This window comes from Celeribacter sp. (assembly GCF_048266405.1).
Taxonomy (GTDB): Bacteria; Pseudomonadota; Alphaproteobacteria; order Rhodobacterales; family Rhodobacteraceae; genus Celeribacter.
The window spans coordinates 367,377-383,839 of sequence record NZ_JBLWZO010000003.1; the positions used below are offsets into that span (position 1 = coordinate 367,377).

Annotated in this window: 17 protein-coding genes and 1 pseudogene; 7 read left to right on the forward strand and 11 right to left on the reverse strand. The window is 57.1% G+C overall.

Annotation, left to right across the window (positions count from 1 at the left end):
- Nucleotides 1-7: 7 nt before the first annotated feature.
- The 4 genes from ACN0TS_RS09235 to dctP all read right to left on the reverse strand — a co-directional run bounded on the left by ACN0TS_RS09235 (nt 8) and on the right by dctP (nt 2,837).
- Entirely contained in the window at nt 8-1,327 is a 1,320-nt protein-coding gene (locus tag ACN0TS_RS09235) for a TRAP transporter large permease (protein WP_417259057.1), read from the reverse strand.
- Nucleotides 1,327-1,845 carry a TRAP transporter small permease gene (locus ACN0TS_RS09240; protein ID WP_417259058.1) on the reverse strand — a complete coding sequence of 173 codons (519 nt, stop codon included), beginning with the start codon at nt 1,843-1,845 and terminating at the stop codon, nt 1,327-1,329. The genes ACN0TS_RS09235 and ACN0TS_RS09240 overlap by 1 nt, the downstream gene beginning before the upstream one ends.
- A 5-nt stretch (nt 1,846-1,850) precedes the next feature.
- Complete coding sequence (locus ACN0TS_RS09245) at nt 1,851-2,027, reverse strand: hypothetical protein (RefSeq protein WP_417259059.1); 177 nt, start codon at nt 2,025-2,027, stop codon at nt 1,851-1,853.
- A 78-nt stretch (nt 2,028-2,105) separates the two neighbouring features.
- Nucleotides 2,106-2,837: a TRAP transporter substrate-binding protein DctP gene (gene dctP, locus ACN0TS_RS09250; protein ID WP_417259060.1), complete on the reverse strand. Its 732-nt coding sequence runs from the start codon at nt 2,835-2,837 to the stop codon at nt 2,106-2,108.
- Between the two features lie 226 nt (nt 2,838-3,063).
- On the opposite strand from dctP, the gene ACN0TS_RS09255 reads away from it, so the two are divergent.
- Nucleotides 3,064-3,987 (forward strand): LysR family transcriptional regulator, encoded by a 924-nt coding sequence (locus ACN0TS_RS09255; RefSeq protein WP_417259061.1) that lies wholly within the window; start codon nt 3,064-3,066, stop codon nt 3,985-3,987.
- Between the two features lie 98 nt (nt 3,988-4,085).
- Here the strand turns inward: ACN0TS_RS09255 and ACN0TS_RS09260 are convergent, their stop codons facing one another.
- Nucleotides 4,086-4,493, reverse strand: a complete 408-nt coding sequence (locus tag ACN0TS_RS09260) for a hypothetical protein (protein ID WP_417259062.1) — start codon at nt 4,491-4,493, stop codon at nt 4,086-4,088.
- A gap of 456 nt (nt 4,494-4,949) precedes the next feature.
- Complete coding sequence (locus ACN0TS_RS09265; RefSeq protein ID WP_417259063.1) at nt 4,950-5,411, reverse strand: Lrp/AsnC family transcriptional regulator; 462 nt, start codon at nt 5,409-5,411, stop codon at nt 4,950-4,952.
- A 142-nt stretch (nt 5,412-5,553) separates the two neighbouring features.
- Here ACN0TS_RS09265 and ACN0TS_RS09270 point away from each other — a divergent pair, with 142 nt between their 5' ends.
- From ACN0TS_RS09270 to ACN0TS_RS09290, 5 genes and pseudogenes are all read left to right on the forward strand, one after another.
- Nucleotides 5,554-5,865: a DUF2849 domain-containing protein gene (locus ACN0TS_RS09270; RefSeq protein WP_417259064.1), complete on the forward strand. Its 312-nt coding sequence runs from the start codon at nt 5,554-5,556 to the stop codon at nt 5,863-5,865.
- A complete protein-coding gene (locus ACN0TS_RS09275; RefSeq protein ID WP_417259065.1) occupies nt 5,858-7,528 on the forward strand; it encodes a nitrite/sulfite reductase in 1,671 nt (556 codons plus the stop codon). The genes ACN0TS_RS09270 and ACN0TS_RS09275 overlap by 8 nt, the downstream gene beginning before the upstream one ends.
- A pseudogene (locus ACN0TS_RS09280) lies at nt 7,518-8,279 on the forward strand (phosphoadenylyl-sulfate reductase); the annotation flags it as partial. The gene ACN0TS_RS09275 and the pseudogene ACN0TS_RS09280, both read left to right, overlap by 11 nt.
- 45 nt (nt 8,280-8,324) lie before the next feature.
- The gene (locus ACN0TS_RS09285; protein ID WP_417259093.1) at nt 8,325-8,699 is read left to right on the forward strand and encodes a DUF934 domain-containing protein; all 375 of its coding nucleotides are present in this window, start codon (nt 8,325-8,327) and stop codon (nt 8,697-8,699) included.
- A 120-nt stretch (nt 8,700-8,819) separates the two neighbouring features.
- Complete coding sequence (locus ACN0TS_RS09290) at nt 8,820-9,656, forward strand: ferredoxin--NADP reductase (RefSeq protein WP_417259066.1); 837 nt, start codon at nt 8,820-8,822, stop codon at nt 9,654-9,656.
- A 148-nt stretch (nt 9,657-9,804) separates the two neighbouring features.
- Here ACN0TS_RS09290 and ACN0TS_RS09295 read toward each other — a convergent pair whose 3' ends face one another.
- Entirely contained in the window at nt 9,805-10,713 is a 909-nt protein-coding gene (locus ACN0TS_RS09295) for a translation initiation factor 3 (protein WP_417259067.1), read from the reverse strand.
- A gap of 214 nt (nt 10,714-10,927) precedes the next feature.
- Here ACN0TS_RS09295 and infC point away from each other — a divergent pair, with 214 nt between their 5' ends.
- Entirely contained in the window at nt 10,928-11,473 is a 546-nt protein-coding gene (infC, locus tag ACN0TS_RS09300) for a translation initiation factor IF-3 (RefSeq protein ID WP_417259094.1), read from the forward strand.
- Nucleotides 11,474-11,615: 142 nt separating this feature from the next.
- Here the strand turns inward: infC and ACN0TS_RS09305 are convergent, their stop codons facing one another.
- The 4 genes from ACN0TS_RS09305 to ACN0TS_RS09320 all read right to left on the reverse strand — a co-directional run bounded on the left by ACN0TS_RS09305 (nt 11,616) and on the right by ACN0TS_RS09320 (nt 16,452).
- Nucleotides 11,616-12,410: an FAD binding domain-containing protein gene (locus ACN0TS_RS09305; RefSeq protein ID WP_417259068.1), complete on the reverse strand. Its 795-nt coding sequence runs from the start codon at nt 12,408-12,410 to the stop codon at nt 11,616-11,618.
- Between the two features lie 11 nt (nt 12,411-12,421).
- Complete coding sequence (locus tag ACN0TS_RS09310; protein WP_417259069.1) at nt 12,422-12,913, reverse strand: (2Fe-2S)-binding protein; 492 nt, start codon at nt 12,911-12,913, stop codon at nt 12,422-12,424.
- 77 nt (nt 12,914-12,990) lie between these two features.
- Complete coding sequence (locus ACN0TS_RS09315) at nt 12,991-13,968, reverse strand: XdhC family protein (RefSeq protein WP_417259070.1); 978 nt, start codon at nt 13,966-13,968, stop codon at nt 12,991-12,993.
- Nucleotides 13,969-14,388: 420 nt separating this feature from the next.
- Entirely contained in the window at nt 14,389-16,452 is a 2,064-nt protein-coding gene (locus tag ACN0TS_RS09320; RefSeq protein WP_417259071.1) for an enoyl-CoA hydratase-related protein, read from the reverse strand.
- Nucleotides 16,453-16,463: the final 11 nt, after the last annotated feature.

Genomic DNA, 16,463 nt, shown 5'->3' on the forward strand with positions numbered 1-16,463 from the left:
CCTTTCGTTAGACGCCGAACATGGTGTTCGGAAGCAGCAGAGCAATTTGTGGGAACACCACCAGCAGGATGATCATCACGGCCATTGCAAACCAGAATGGCCAGATGCCGCGGAAAATTGTGTTCATCGGAACATCTGGCGCGATGCCTTTAACAATGAACACGTTGATCCCGACGGGAGGAGAGATAAGCCCCATTTCGAGAACGATCACCATCAGCACGCCGAACCAAATCATGTCGAACCCATACCCCTCCAGCAAAGGCTGAAGCAGTGGCAGAGTCAGAACAAGAATGGCGAAACCTTCCATAAAGGTGCCAAGCACCACCAGCGCAATCAGGCATAGGAACAACACCGTGTACGGCCCCGCCCCCAAGCCCACGACCCATTCATTCAAGGCGTCAGGAATTCCGCTGAGGGCGACGAAGGGCGTGAAGACGTACGCGCCCATCAGAATGTAAAATGTGGTCGCAGTCGAAGACAGCGTGTCCCCCATGGCCTTCTTGATTTCCGGCCAGCGGAACGTCCCGCGTAGGAAGGTTGCAACTGCGGCAAGGAATGCGCCGATGCCGGCTGCTTCGACCGCAGAGAAGATGCCGCCGTAAATCCCTCCGATGGAAATAGCCACAATGCCGATGATCCACCGTGCGCGTACAAGGGATTTAAACCGCTCGCGAAGAGGCTCTTTGGACAGAGCATCTGGGGCCAGATCTGGGTTTCGCGCAACCTGAATCGTGATCGCTGCAATGAACAGGCCCATCAAGATAAGACCCGGCAGCACACCAGCCATAAACAGGCGTCCGATGCTTTCCTCGGTCAAAATCGCGTAGATAACAAACCCAGCCGACGGCGGGATCAAAATACCCAAGGTGCCACCAGCCGCGACGGATCCCGTCGACAAAGCGTCCGAATAGTGGAAACGCTTCATTTCGGGGATCGCGACGCGGCCCATAGTGACGGCGCTTGCCAGTGATGACCCCGACAGAGCGGAGAAGCCCGCACAACCGACGATCGTCGACGAGGCCAGCCCGCCTTTGCGATGCCCGAACCACGCATGTGCGGCGTCATATAGGTCGCGGCTCATTCCCGACACGCCGCTCAAATTGCCCATAAGGACGAACAGCGGCAAAATGGTGAGAGAGTACAGGTAGGAAACCGAAAAGCTCTCCCCCGCCAAGGTCGAGAAAACCGCGATTTCGCCGCGTGGATGCAGCACGTAGATACCACCTGCGCCAACGGCCAACATAGCGGTACCAACAGGGACGCGAATGGCCAGTAGGACGAGCAGGACAACAAAGCCAATGGCCCCAATCATAATATCAGAAGGCATTAGAATAACTCCCCGTCTTCTTCTGGTGTGTGCTCTTCAACCGGCTGACCGGAGAAAAGCTCGACCACCATAATGAGTCCATACAGTGCCATGCTGATCGACAAGGCGATGTAGAAGGGCAAATGTGGAATGCTAAGGTTTGGCGTGAAATAGCCGCAAGCTTTCCCACATAATCCCTTGGTGAAGAGGGCGTAGGATGCAAGGAAGACAACTGCGATGCCGATAACCCTCGCTATTATGTCACTTACAAACAGGACCTTAGGACCTGCTTTCATCGAAATCACATCTACATGAACGTGTGCTCCGCGGCGCGCGCCATATGCGATAGAACCGGCGACAATAAAGGTGAGCAATATGCGTGAAACATCCTCGATACCGAAAATGGGTTGGCCGAAAGCATACCGGCCAACCACTGCAATCACGATTGTCATCACCAAAAGAACGACTCCGATCCCGGCCGCAAAGGCAAAGAAATCACCAATGCGTGTCAGCCATTTTGTGAACGACTTTCCGCGCATGATGCTTACTCGCCCTTCATTGCGGCAAAGATCTCCGCGCCGCTTACGCCGTTGAAGTCCTGCGCCTTAAAATCGGCCAGTACCGGCGCGAAAGCCTCGGTGATCCGTGCCGCTTCTTCAGGCGACATGGTCAGGATTTCAACGCCAGACTCGCGTACAGTTTCCAGCGCGGCGTCGGCCATGGCCTGTGTTGTGTGGGCCCCTGCGACACTCAGTTCACGCCCGCCAGCCGCATCGACCCATGCTTTTTCCTCGTCGGATTACTCGTCATAGGTGTCATTGTTCATCAAAATCCAGAAGGCCAAGCCTGATGTGGGCATGCCCAATGTCACGTAGTTTGCTGGCTCGAAGAGTTTGAAGTCACGCACAGATGTCGGGTCAATTGCTATGGCGTCGATTGTGCCATTCGCCAAGTTCTGATTTATCTCGGAGACCGATTGCGAGACGGGAGACGCCCCTAAAGCGGACAAGAAGTCAGCTTCGATGTTCGAACTCACGCGGATCTTCAAGCCTTGGAAGTCTTCCAAGCTGGTGATGGGACGATCCTTGGACACAATCGCCATCGGTTCGTTGGACCACATCGCGATCAGTTTGGCGTTGAATTCGTCCTCAATCAGATCCTGCGCGCGCCAAAGCGCCTCGGTGCAATCGACGCCCGAATTACAAACGCCCGGAACGCTGACAGCGCTGGAAATAGGGAAAAGGTCGTATGTGTAGCTGGAAATACCAAAGGCAAGATCCGCAACGCCTTCAACCACTGTGGAGTATTGCAACGCCGGATTGGAATTCAGCGTGCCGCCCCCGTATTGTTTGACCGTAAGAGCGCCAGAAGACAACTCTTCGAGGTTATCACCAAGCGGCGTGAAAAAGGCCTCGTTAAAGCGGTGCTTTGGCCCTACGAAATAACTAAGTGAAAATTGTGTTTCGGCCATAGCCGCGCTGCCAATTATTCCTGCGACGACAGCCGGCAAAATTACTTGAGATACGTTCATCTTCTCCTCCTAAGATTATGTATGGATTGTGTTTGGATCATGTGTCGCCAGACAAAGTGCGGCTTCACTCGGCGCGAGTGGCCGTGCGTTGTCTCCTTTAACAGGCGATGTCTGATCTTCTTCTCCTCCGGTTAAAAGGCTAATTTCTTTTTTAAAATGCATCAATTGGATGTAACTGATAGTTCTGATCAAAATTTTTTATCGCATCGATTCCGAAGGATACCAAATGGCAAAAAAATCTATCCTTTCAATCGACTTTGCGGCCCTACGAACCCTGATCCTCGTACACGAGACCCAGTCATTCACGGCCGCAGCGAAGTCCATTGAGGTCAACCAATCGGCAGTCAGCTACACAATTGAGAAGCTGCGCCATGTCTTTGAGGATCCATTGTTCTATCGCCAAGGCTCAAAGATGTTACCCACGGGGCGCTGCGATGAGATCGTCTCCACCGCCAAAGAAATGAGCGAGAAAATGGTGGATCTGGCCACGCCCAGAACGTTCGATCCCGAAACGGCACGAAGCGAATTTGTCATCAGCAGCAATTTTTATGCGCGGCGGGTTTTGCTGCCGACATTCATACGGTTCATAAGAAAATCCGCCCCAGGCGTTCGTGTAGATCTGATAACATCGGGATCGCGGGGCGGGCAGCAACTCACCGATGGTGAGGCTGATTTGATGATTGGGGCGCTCCGGCCTAGCGAATCTGGGTTTGTGAGCCGTAAGCTCATGGAAGAGCATTACGTCTGCATCATGGACCCAGAGAACCCGCTTGCGAAATCCCCGACTTTTGATCGTGCAGCCTATCTCGACGCGCAGCACCTCGCCATCACATCCTATGATAAAAACTGGCAGTCAACGGTGGTGCAGCGCTTGCAGTCAGAGAATATCGAACTGCATCAGCCCGTATCCTCGCCCAGCCTTTCTGGCCTTCCGCACATGATCCGCGGGACGGATCTCGTTGCAACGGTGCCGAGCCGCTTGGGACACGCAATTGCGGGCGATCTCTACGTGATCAATGCTCCTATTCCATGGACCTTTCCCATCAGCTTGGTTTGGACGGAAAAAACCCACGATTTACCGTCGCATATCTGGCTGCGCCAAAAAATATTCCAGATCGCCAAGGGCCTGCGAAAGCTGGAGCGGCTTTGAAAGACGGGGTTAGTCAATGACGAGCCAATCTGACGTCAGCGCTTATGATCTGACACAGCGCGCGACCGGTCGGAGCAAACCTTACACCATCACCGTTTTCAAAAACGGCGGCGGTGCGCATCTTGCGCCTGATGGCCGCCAAAGCATTGTCCAACTGGGGAATGTAAATCCCGCAGCCCTGAACGCGCTTTTGCCGATCTTCTCGGCGTGCTGAAGCACTCTAAGTTTGCGCTTAATGTCGCGTTGACCACAGATTGGGCGATGCCCGTGACGCAGAGCCCGACGGGGACTTCAGTGCTGCACACAAGCCCGATTTCGATGTCTGGCGTGTAGATCATGCATAGCGGTGTGTAGTCACCTAGATTGCGGTCATAGACTTGGTCGTCTCTGATTTCTGCGCCTTCATAGAGCGCCATAGAAAGCCCCAAAAGCGCGCCGGACAGACGCTCGGAAAGGGCACGGAGCTGCGTGTCATCGAGGCAGCCAAGAGCGCTCTGGACAGGCATGGATGATCCTGCCACAAATGACTCAAACTACTGCCCGCAGCCTGTCAGTTACCCGTAGCTTAGCGGAAAATGTCACCCGAATTGGCCAGACGGCTTGACAGAAATTCCACGATTGAGGCGAGTACACGCCCCCGCGGGCCTCGCCAGAATCTGCATTGGGACAGCCACACTAACACCTTGACATCCTGAGCGAACGACCGCGTTTCGCCCAAAGAGTATTTCGCTACGTGTGCAGCCAAAGAAAAGCAGTCATTGTGCGGACTATCGTCAACTGCAGTTTTGTCCGCAATCTGTGAATTCAACCTTTGATCCTTGCTGCACTCGGCACAAATGGCTGGCTTTCCCGATGCGCGGCAGCACCAAATTTTACGCTGACGGAGCATTCTCCACGCTGCGAGCGCGCGCAGCAAGAATTTGACACTTCTGGTGTGAGCTCAAACCCGCCATTCATCACACTTACAACGGCAATTCGGTGGTGTATTTGATCTCTTCCATCGACAGCAATGCGGTGACGTTATATATCGATACTTCCTCAATCAGCGCCTGATAGAAGGCGTCGTAGGCTTTGGCGTTGGTGACGCGGACCTTGAGAATGTAGTCGATTTCCCCCGCCAGACGGTGCGCCTCCAACACCTCGGGACGCGCTTGCAGCACCTGTAGGAACTTCTCCTGCCACCCCGCCTCATGGGCATTCGTGCGCACCAGAACAAAGAAACACGCCTCCAAGCCAAGGCTCTCGGCGTCAAGGATAACGGTCTCCTGACCGATCACCCCGTTCTCGCGCATTTTGCGGATGCGATTCCACACGGGCGTCTTTGACGAGCCGACAGTTTTGGCAATTTCGTCCAAAGACTGGCTTGCATCGTGTTGAAGCTCACGCAGGATTTTCCGATCCATCTCATCAAGTTGGACGCCCATTTCGATTTTCTCCATTTTAGCGGAACACAGGCCTAGCCCATTGGTTCGGTTAGAACAAACACCCTTATTTGCTTGGGCACCTGTGCAATATACAGAACAATGTTCTAAATTGAGAGTCAGAAATCGCAAGTGGAAAACTCTCATGGCTCGTCCCTTCACTCCCAAAGTCGTCACCGCCAACGCCCTTCTTGATGGTGATGTGATCTACCTTGATGCCAATGGCGCATGGGTCCGTGCGCTCAAAGACGCCGCCCTGTTCGAGGATGCCGAGAGCGCCGAGGCGGCCTTGGCGCAGGCCTCCAAAGACGGGATGCAGGTCGGAGCCTATCTCGCCGACGCCGCGAAGGGTGCCACAGGCCCGGAGCCCACCCATTTTCGCGAAGAATTCCGCCGCAAGGGTCCATCGAATTACGCCCACGGCAAACAGGTCACAGGAGCCGTAGCCAATGTATAAGTACAACGACTTCGACGAAGCATTTGTGCGCACCCGTTGCGCCCAGTTCCGCGCACAGGTGGAGCGTCGCATTGATGGCTCCCTGACCGAGGAAGAGTTCCGCCCGCTGCGCCTGATGAACGGTCTCTACCTGCAACTGCACGCCTATATGCTGCGTGTGGCCATCCCCTATGGCACGCTCAATCCCGACCAAATGGACCAACTGGCCTATATCGCGGACAAATGGGATAAGGGCTACGGTCACTTCACCACCCGCCAGAACGTCCAATACAACTGGCCAAAACTGCACGAAGTGCCCGACATTCTCGACGCCTTGGCCGATGTGGAAATGCACGCGACACAAACAAGCGGCAATACCATCCGCAACGTGACCGCCGACCATTTCGCGGGGGCTGCCGCCGATGAGGTCGCTGATCCGCGTCCCGTGGCCGAGCTGATCCGTCAGTGGTCCACCGACCACCCGGAGTTCCAGTTCTTGCCACGTAAATTCAAAGTGGCCGTCACAGGGGCGCAAGCCGACCGCGCCGTTGTGCGTGCGCACGACATTGGCTTGGTTCTTAAAAAGCGGAATGGCGAACTGGGCGCAGAAGTCATCGTCGGTGGTGGCCTAGGCCGCACACCTATGGTCGGTAAAGTCCTCAAAGACTTCATCTCCTTTGGCGATCTTCTGCCCTACCTCGAGGCCGTTGTCTCGGTGTGGAACCTGCTTGGGCGGCGCGATAACAAGTTCAAAGCGCGGATCAAGATCACAGTCCACGAACACGGGATCGAAGATATCGCAGCCCGCGTCGAAGAACGCTTCAACCAGATCCGTCCCGATTTCGATGAGACGGCTTTGGATGTACTTGCACAAATCGAACAATTCTTTACTCCGCCGCCCTTTGCCGATGCCCCTGTAGATGCCTACACGCGTGCCTATGCAAACGACCCGATGTTCCGTGCTTGGGCAGATACAAATCTCGCGCCACACAAAGCCGATGGCTATGCCATTGTAACCGTGTCCACAAAGGCGCATGGCAAGACCCCCGGCGATACAACATCCGAGCAGATGCGCGTCCTTGCGCAGGCGGCACGGGATTGGGGCCATGATGAACTGCGCATCTCGCATGAGCAAAACATCATCCTGCCTCACGTGCACAAATCGAACCTTCCCGCCCTTCATGCTGTGTTGAAATCCGTGGGCTTGGCCACCGCCAACATCGGGTTGATCTCTGACATCATCGCCTGCCCCGGCATGGATTATTGCGCATTGGCCACGGCCCGTTCGATCCCTGTGGCCCAAGGCATCGCAACCCGTTTCGACGAGCTGAAACTGGAGCATGACATCGGTGCGCTCAAAATCAAAATCTCGGGCTGCATCAATGCCTGCGGGCACCACCATGTCGGCCACATCGGCATTCTGGGTCTCGACCGCGCAGGGGTTGAAAACTACCAAATCACCCTTGGCGGCGACGGCACCGAGACCACCGTCATCGGTGAGCGCACAGGGCCGGGATTTGCCTATAACGAGATCATCCCCGCAATCGAGCGGTTGATCTACGCCTATCTCGATCTGCGTGAAAGCCCCGAGGAAACCTTCCTTGAGACGTACCGTCGTCTTGGCATGGAGCCGTTCAAAGCGGCGCTTTATCCTCCAAAAGAGGACAGTGCAAATGCCGCATGAGGCTGACCTCTTGAAATCCACCTACGGGTCGGTTGACGAACGCGTGGCACGGCTCAATGACCGCTACCGCAACCACTCGGCCACTTCGGTGCTCGAACTGGCGTTGCGGGATGCGGAATTGGGACGGATCGCGCTTGTATCGAGTTTCGGCGCCGAGAGCGTTGTGCTGTTGCACATGATCTCGGTGATGAAACCCGACACCCCTGTGATCTTTATCGACACGGAAATGCTGTTCCCCGAAACCATCCAATACCAACTTGATCTTGTGGAGGCTCTGGACCTGCGCGATCTGCGTCGTATCCGTCCTGCGCCTGTGCGCGTTGCGGCGCATGATCCCGACGGCCTGCTCCACCAAACCGATACCGATAGCTGCTGCGCGCTGCGCAAAACCGTGCCCCTACAAACCGCGCTTGGCGGCTTTGACGCGTGGATCACGGGGCGCAAAAGGTTTCAGGGAAACAGCCGTCAAACGCTTGATTTCTTTGAAAACGAACTGGATATGCGGATCAAGATCAATCCCTTGGCCCATTGGTCGCCCCAAGATGTGCAGGACTACATCATCAACAACCGCCTGCCCCGCCACCCGCTTGTGGCAAAGGGCTACCCCTCTATCGGTTGTGCCCCCTGCACCTCGCCCGTCAAAGAGGGGGAAGACCCCCGCGCGGGCCGTTGGCGCGGCAGCAAAAAAGAAGAATGCGGCATCCATTTCGTCGATGGCAAAATCGTGCGTGGTCCCCTGCCCACCCAAGAGCCGTCAGATGCACAGACAGACACACAAGACACGGGAGACACCGCCATGAACGTGATCGTCACAGATAACGGATTTACGACGGACAGCTTCAGCGGCATCTGGATTGATCTGCCCTCCGATACCGACCCTGCGACGCTGCCACAATACAACAACGCCGAAGGCATCCGCATTTCCTTCCCCACATTCTCGGACGGGCGCGGGTTCACTTTGGCGCGGCTGTTGCGCCTTGGCGGGTACAAGGGCAAGTTGCGCGCAATGGGTCACGTGATTGCGGATCAATATACGATGGCGCGGCGTGCGGGTTTTGACGAGGTGGAAATCTCTGCCGATCTCGCGGCCCGCCAACCCGCCGATCAATGGGCCTTTCGCGCCAATTGGACCGCCAACGACTACCAGAGCCGCTTGCGCAAACGCGCCTGACAGGTCAAAAGAGCGCCAACAGTGCGCTTTCGCGGCGATCTCGTTGGGCCTTGCGACCATGAGGCCTGATCTGGATCAAAGCTACATCCGAAATACTCAATTAGAGAGCGTCTAACCGACATGACCGAGCTGAGCCAAGTGACCGAAGTAAAAACAAAACCCGTCCCCACCCTGCCCGATGCTGCCAAAGTATTGGAGGTCAAACACTGGGATGACCGCCTGTTCTCGTTCAAGGTGGAGCGCCCTCAAACGCTGCGGTTTCGCTCTGGCGAATTTGTGATGATCGGCCTGATGGGCGATGTGAACCCGAAGACGGGCAAGGCCAAACCGCTATTGCGCGCCTATTCCATTGCTTCGCCCTCATGGGAAGAGCATCTGGAGTTCTATTCGATCAAGGTCCAAGACGGCCCGCTGACCTCGCGCCTGCAACATATCAAAGCGGGTGACGAGATCATTTTGCGCCCCAAACCCGTGGGCACTCTCGTTGTAGATGCGCTCTTGCCCGGAAAACGGCTGTGGATGTTCGCCACTGGCACAGGCATTGCGCCCTTTGCCTCATTGATGCGTGAACCTGAGGTCTATGAGAAATTCGACGAAGTGATCCTGATGCACACCTGCCGTCAGGTGTCCGAGTTGGAATACGGTCGCCAATTGGTCGAACATATCAAATCCGACGAAATCCTCTCCGAGATCGAGGATGGCAAGCTGCGCTACTACCCGACGACGACCCGCGAGGAATTTCACCAGATGGGCCGCGTCACCGACAACCTCAAGTCCGGCAAGGTTTTCGAGGATCTCGGCATCGCGCCAATCAACCCCGAAACCGACCGCGGCATGGTCTGTGGCAACCTCGCGTTCAACAAGGACATTATGGTCATTCTGGATGGCTTCGGGCTACGCGAAGGCGCCAACTCCGAGCCAAAGGAATACGTGGTCGAAAAAGCCTTTGTCGACTAACGCAGTCTGACAGTGAACTCATGAAACGGCCCTGCTTCTGCGGGGCTTTTTCTTTGGCGCGAGGATCTCACGCCCTCACCGCCCACAAAAAAGGCCGCGCAAGGTCACCCCTACACGGCCCAAATTCGTATCTAGTCAGAGACTAGGATTACATACCGATGAGGCCGCGAACGCGCTCAAGAACGGCACCAAGAAGCTCGGGGCTATCTTTGGCGCGACCCAGTGCGGTGATCACGGTAGCTTTGGCGTCGTCAGCCAACGGGGCGGCTTCGATCATGGCGGTGACTTTGTCGAGGTCGAACCCGTCAACAGTCAGCAGCTCCTTCATCGACTCCATCGACATTTCAGGCATCGCATCTGCTGCGTCGTCCGCCATGTCGGCGGCCGCATCAGCAGCACCTTCTACGGCATCCGCACCTGCATCGGCAGCATCAGCGGCGGCGTCTGTGGCGGCTTCTGTTGCATCCGCAGCGGTATCGGCAGCCTCATCAGCCATATCTGTGGCGGCGTCAGCAGCGCCTTCGGCGGCATCTGCACCTGCATCAACTGCGTCTGTCGCAGCATCGGCAGCATCGCCAGCAGCATCGGTTGCGCCCTCAACGGCATCGGTTGCCGCAGTTGCGGCATCGTCAGCCATATCAGCGGCCGCATCAACAGCGTCGGACGCTGATTCGGTTGCAGCATCAGCAGCACCTTCAACGGCGTCGCCCGCAGCATCCATTGCGTCGCCAGCAGCCTCAGCAGCCTCTTCTGCGACATCCGTAGCGGCCTCAACGGCTCCCTCTGCGGCGTCTGCGGCAGCGTCAACTGCGCCTTCGACGGCATCGGCAGCCGTATCTACAGCATCAGCCGCAGCGTCTGTGGCAGCTTCTGCGGCACCTTCAACAGCCTCAGTCACAGCGCCAGCAGCGTCAGAGGCGGCTTCCGTTGTGGATTCGACAGCGGATGTCGCGGCCCCTGCGGCTGCGTCAGCGGCATCTTTTGCGTCTTCTTTACATGCAGAAAGACTCAGGGCGAGACCCGTGATGATGGCGCCAGTAACGAAACGATTGGTCATTTGTGATCCTCACATACAATTAGAAATATTCAACTTCCAGCGCGACATATGCCATGCTGCACCTGCGAAGAAAAGAGCCCTTCGCACCTCAATGACACACGCGCGAAGGATTGCCGAGTTTGCTGTTGTAAGCTGCTTACATTCGCACTATTTTTGCGCTTGATCACAGATGGGATCACAAACACTTTACAGAAATCACAAATAGGAGCGTGTCATAGCCCGCCGCCCACACAGAGCCCCGCCGACCAGAGAAACCGGTCCTCGTATCAACGATAACATTCGCGCACCGGAAATCCGCCTCATCGGCGCTGAAGGAGAAAACGTAGGTGTCGTGACGCCTCAGCGTGCCTTGGAAATGGCCGCCGAAGTCGATCTCGACCTCGTGGAAATCTCACCAAATGCTACGCCACCCGTGTGCAAAATCATGGATTACGGCAAGTTCAAGTATGAACAGCAAAAACGTGAATCCGAGGCTCGCAGAAACCAAAAGATCATTGAAATCAAAGAGGTGAAGTTCCGTCCCAATACGGACACCCATGATTACGGTGTGAAAATGCGCAGCGTTATGAAGTTTTTGGAAAACGGTGACAAGGTGAAGATCACCATGCGTTTCCGTGGTCGTGAAATGGCGCACCAGGATTTGGGTCGCAACCTGCTTGAACGCGTTGCAGAAGACACCAAAGAGATCGGCAAAATCGAAAACATGCCGAAAATGGAAGGTCGCCAGATGATCATGATGATCGGACCGCTTCCAAAATAAACACGCCGCAGGCCCGAATAACGGGCCGCTGCATCAGACGCCGAGTCTGACAGGGTCTCCCCGAAACCTCACGGTTTCGGGGATTTTTCTTTGCGCTCACGGATTTTTCACCCCTAATCGGGATGATTCTCGCGAGAGATTCCTATTTTGCGCAGGCCTGCTGCACGGCACGGCGCGTCATAACGCCAATTAAATGCGCACGGTAATCCGCCGCCCCATGCGGGTCCGACATCATCCCATCAGGATCAACCGCTAGACCGTCGAGCGCCTCGGGGCTGAAATCGCGCGACAAAGCCGCCTCGGCCTCATGCCACCGAAACACGCCCTCCCCGCTCGCGCCTGTCACCGCCACACGCACATCGCCACCAAAATCCGCGACGAACACGCCCACGAGTGCAAACCGCGAGGCGGGTTGTTCAAATTTGGCGTAGGCCGCGCGGGCCGGCACGGGGAACCGAACCTCTGTGATGATCTCCCCCTCCTCCAGAGCCGTCTCGAACAGACCGACGAAAAAGTCATCGGCGGGAATGGTTCGCGCAGGCGTGCAAATCTCCGCGCCACAGGCCAAAACCGCAGCGGGATAGCAGGCGGACGGGTCATTGTTGGCCACCGATCCGCCGATTGTGCCACGGGTACGCACCGCCGCGTCCCCGATCTGTCCCGCGAGGTTCGCAAGCGCGGGGAACCGCGTCGCGTCGCGGGCGATTTGGGCGTGGGTCGTGGCCCCGCCAATACAAAGCCGCCCGTCATCGCCGTCGCAAATCCCAACAATCTCGGACAGCCCAGACAGGCAAACTAAAGTGGACGGCATCGCAAGTCGGGCTTTAAGCGTCGGGATCAAGGTCTGCCCGCCCCCAAGCGCCTGTGCATCCTCGTCTTTGAGCGCGTCGATAGCCTCGGCCAGAGACGCGGGGCGGATCAATTCAAAGTCGTACATCCTGCGCCCTCCTACACTGCGGCCACGTCAGACACGTCCTGACCGCTTGCGGCCATGATCGCTTTGACGATGTTATGATAGCCCGTGCAGCGGCAAATATTGCCCTCCAGATGGCTGCGGATTTGCGCCACGGTTGGCTTGGGCACCTCTTTGAGCAGCGCCGCCGCCGACATGATCATGCCCGGTGTGCAAAACCCGCACTGCAATCCGTGGTGTTCCTTGAACGCCGCCTGAATCGACGACAGCCCGAGCGCATCGCCGTTTCGCGTCGCCATGCCCTCGATCGTGGTGATCTCGGCACCTTCGGCCTCAAGCGCAAAGACCGAACAGGCTTTGACGGGTGCGCCATTGAGATGCACCGTGCAGGCCCCGCATTGGCTGGTCTCACAGCCCACATGGGTGCCCGTCAGTCCACCATCGCGCAGAAAATCGACCAAGAGCGTGCGCCCCTCGACTTGCGCGGTTTTGTCCTCGCCGTTGATCTTGAGTGTGAGCATCGTCATACCGCGCCCTCCCTTTTGTCTTTATGTGAGCAGATCACAGATCGGCCCTGCCCGTAAAGTGCCACGCGCCGCATCGCTCAGGCAGCCCGCATCACTTCGATGATTTGCCCGAGGATCGACACCGCGATCTCAGCGGGCGATTGCGCTTTAATTTTGAGCCCCACAGGAGCATGGAGCCGCGCGATCTGCTCCGCACTCAATCCCGCCTGCGCCAATCGCGTCACCCGTTTGGCATGGGTGCGCGTCGAGCCGAGTGATCCGACATAGAAGGCCTCAGACGTCAGCGCCCGCATCAAGGCGGGATCATCCAGTTTGGGATCATGGGTCAACGTCACCACCGCCGTGCGGGCATCTAACCCATAGGCGTCAAGCGCAGCATCAGGCCAGTCGTCACTGATCACTTCATTCGGGAAACGGGTCTCGGAAGCAAAGGCCCCGCGGGGATCAATCAGATGCACATCAAACCCCGCGATCCGTGCCATTGGCAAGAGCGCTTGGGCAATATGCACCGCGCCGATCACCGCGATCCGTGCAGGCGGATTGTGAATGGCCACAAAAGTCTCCCCATCGGCCTCAAGACCCGAGCGATCCGAGGCAAAGCGCGCTGCAAACTCTGTCGGGTCCGCCAGATACCGCGCCCCGCTTGTCAGATTGACGACATAGGCCGCAGGGGTGCGGGTCGCGCGGGCCTCTACGATCTGGGCCAACATCTCTTCGGGCATGACCGCGCCCACAGGCTCCAACAGCACACGGATGGTCCCGCCACAGGCCAAGCCGACGGAAAACGCATCCTCATCAGCCACGCCAAATTCCAGAATTTTCATCTCGGGTGCAGCAATCAGGTCCAGCGCCTCGGTGATCACCGCGCCTTCGACACAGCCGCCCGACACCGAGCCAACCATATCGCCGCGCCCCGAAATGGCCAATTGACTGCCGACAGGGCGCGGTGCGCTGCCCCATGTGTTGATCACGGTGGCCAAAACGGCGCCCGTGCCCTCACGGTGCCACGCCAAAGCAGTCTCGCAAATCGCGTTCGGATCAATGCTATCAGTCACGGTGATGTCTCCCTTGACCTCACTTTAACGACCAGACGACCCGCTGCAATGGGCGCACAGACAAGCCCCGTTCGCAACACTGCACAGGTCGCTCGAAAATGGTGAAAAAAATGGCGCCCGGGGAGAAACGCATAAACCCGCGGGCGCCAGTATAGTATTCAGCCCACGCACAAAGGACTGGATACGGTGCGGACAGTCGGAAGGAAGGCCCGCAGGAGGAAGGCAAGTTGCTACGCCCTGACTGAAGACGTTGCACCCTGCGTTCGAGACCGTAATTAGGCCACGCAGCGCTCGCGCTCCTTGATTTCGATCAAGGGCGTTATAAAAAGAGAGCGTGCCGTTGGGTCACGCAACACGACAGAGCGCACACGGATGCAAGCCCCGAGACCACAATCAAAAATAAGTCTTTATATGTGTGGCTTAGCGGGTAGCGTTGAGAGACTTGAAACTTTCGCCACTCTTGACCAATTCACGCCATAGTGTCGCAGGCGCCCAGACCTCGGGCGAGGTACTGGCGTAGCGTTTCAACGCCTTTTCGGCCTGAAACAGGGTGAGTTGGTCCGCCCATTGCATCGGTCCGCCATGATGACGGGGAAAGCCCTTGCCGAGCATCATAATCACGTCGATGTCGAACGGATATTCCACCACGCCCTGCTCCAACAAATGCACGCCTGCATTGGCCTGAGCCAGAACAATCCGCTTGATCAACTCGCTATCCGTAAAGGTCATCGGTGTGATTTCACCCGCCTCTCGCAACAGCCCGATCACCTCAAGGGATGCGACATCCGTCCCGTCAGCATCGAAAAATCCACGCCCCGACACAGAAGCAAGCCCTGCAGCGACCAAAGCCTGTGCGACCGTGCCGCTAAAATGTTCGAGGCCGATGCGGTCCATCATTGCACAAGGGGCTGTCGCGAAGCCGAACCGCGTCATTGCAGCGTCTATTTGGGCCGGAGTGGCACCCAGCAACAAACAGACATCCACCGCCTGAAGAGTTGCCTCTTGCACCCTATTGGCCACAAAACCATCCCGTGCCTGCACGCTCACAACCCGCTTGCCCATAGACGTGAGCATTTTATGGAAGGTCGCAAGGGTCGCCGCATTCGTCGCGGGGGCACGCCCCAGCTCCACCAACCGGATCACTTGCGCAGGGGCGAAAATATGTGTTGCGCAGAACCGTTCGGGATGCGCAAGTTTTCCCGCCATCTGCTCCACCGCACGATCCGAAACCGTGGCCAAAGGCGTGTCCGCATTCAAAGCCGTCTCAACCTTGAGCAGGGCATTGACGCGGGCATCAAGCGTCCCGGTCGTGGCCTCGATCACCGCATCGCAATCGGCAAAACTGGCGGGATCGGCGCTCACGAAAAAGCTGTCGAGACGGGATTGCTTTTGATCCGCCGTGACTTGGCCTTTGGTCTCGGCCACGTCATAGGCGTGGTTTATCTTGCTCAATGTCGCCTGTGCAATTTCGGCAGTGGGCGCAAGAAACCGCACCCGCACACCGTGATCCAGAGCGATCAGGCACAGGCCCAGCGCAAGGTTCGACGCTCCGGACAGGCCAAGAGTGGCCACGGGCCGCGCATCGGCGGCGGTAAATCCGTGAGGACGTGCGGCGCGGCGTTCGCTGACATGAGCATGACGCAGGGCAATGCTTTGTGGAGAAGCCAAAGCCTCATTGCGCTCGACCTCTTCGCGCCCCAGACCCGCCTCGAAGGGCAAGAGCATCGTCGCCTCGACACAATCAATGATCCGGTTGGCCGCAAAAGACCGCTGCCCATAGGTACGACGGGCCTCAGCTATGGCAGCGGTGTTATTTTGGGGATGCGAAAAGACACGATCCATATCCCGCACGCGACGCGGCTGACCGCCTTCCGCCAACCGTTCGCGGGCAAAGTTAATGGCCGCGACACGGATCTTTTGGGAGGCCACCAAGTCAACAAGGCCCATCTCTTGGGCCGAGGCAGCGGGGATCGTCGCGGCAGGCAACAAGACGGCCAATGCGGCCTCAATTCCGATAAGGCGCGGCAAACGCTGTGTGACACCGCCCGCCGGGACGAGGGCAAAATGAGCGTCGGAAAACGAAATCCGCGCGTTTTTCTCCATAATGCGATAATGTGCAGCCAAGGCCAGAGCGGCACCTTCGGCAGAAATCGCCCCTGTCAGCGCCGCCACCACGGGTTTGGAACACATCTCAATACGGTTGCATAAGGTATTCAGGTCAGGAAAAGCCTGCGGGCGATCAAGGTCGGCATCACGCATACCTGCCGAGAACCGCTGTCCCCGCCCGACCAAGACGATAGCACTCACGGACGGGTCGGCATCTGCCGTCTCGACATGGGCATAAATCGTGGCCCGCATTTCATCTGATAGGGCGTTGGTCGGCGGATTGGATAAAACAACAAACGCGATTGGCCCTTTGATCCGTAATGCGGCACTCGCCTTTTGCTCTTCGGTCGCCATAACCACTCCTGCCACGTCCATCATCGCCTTGTCTA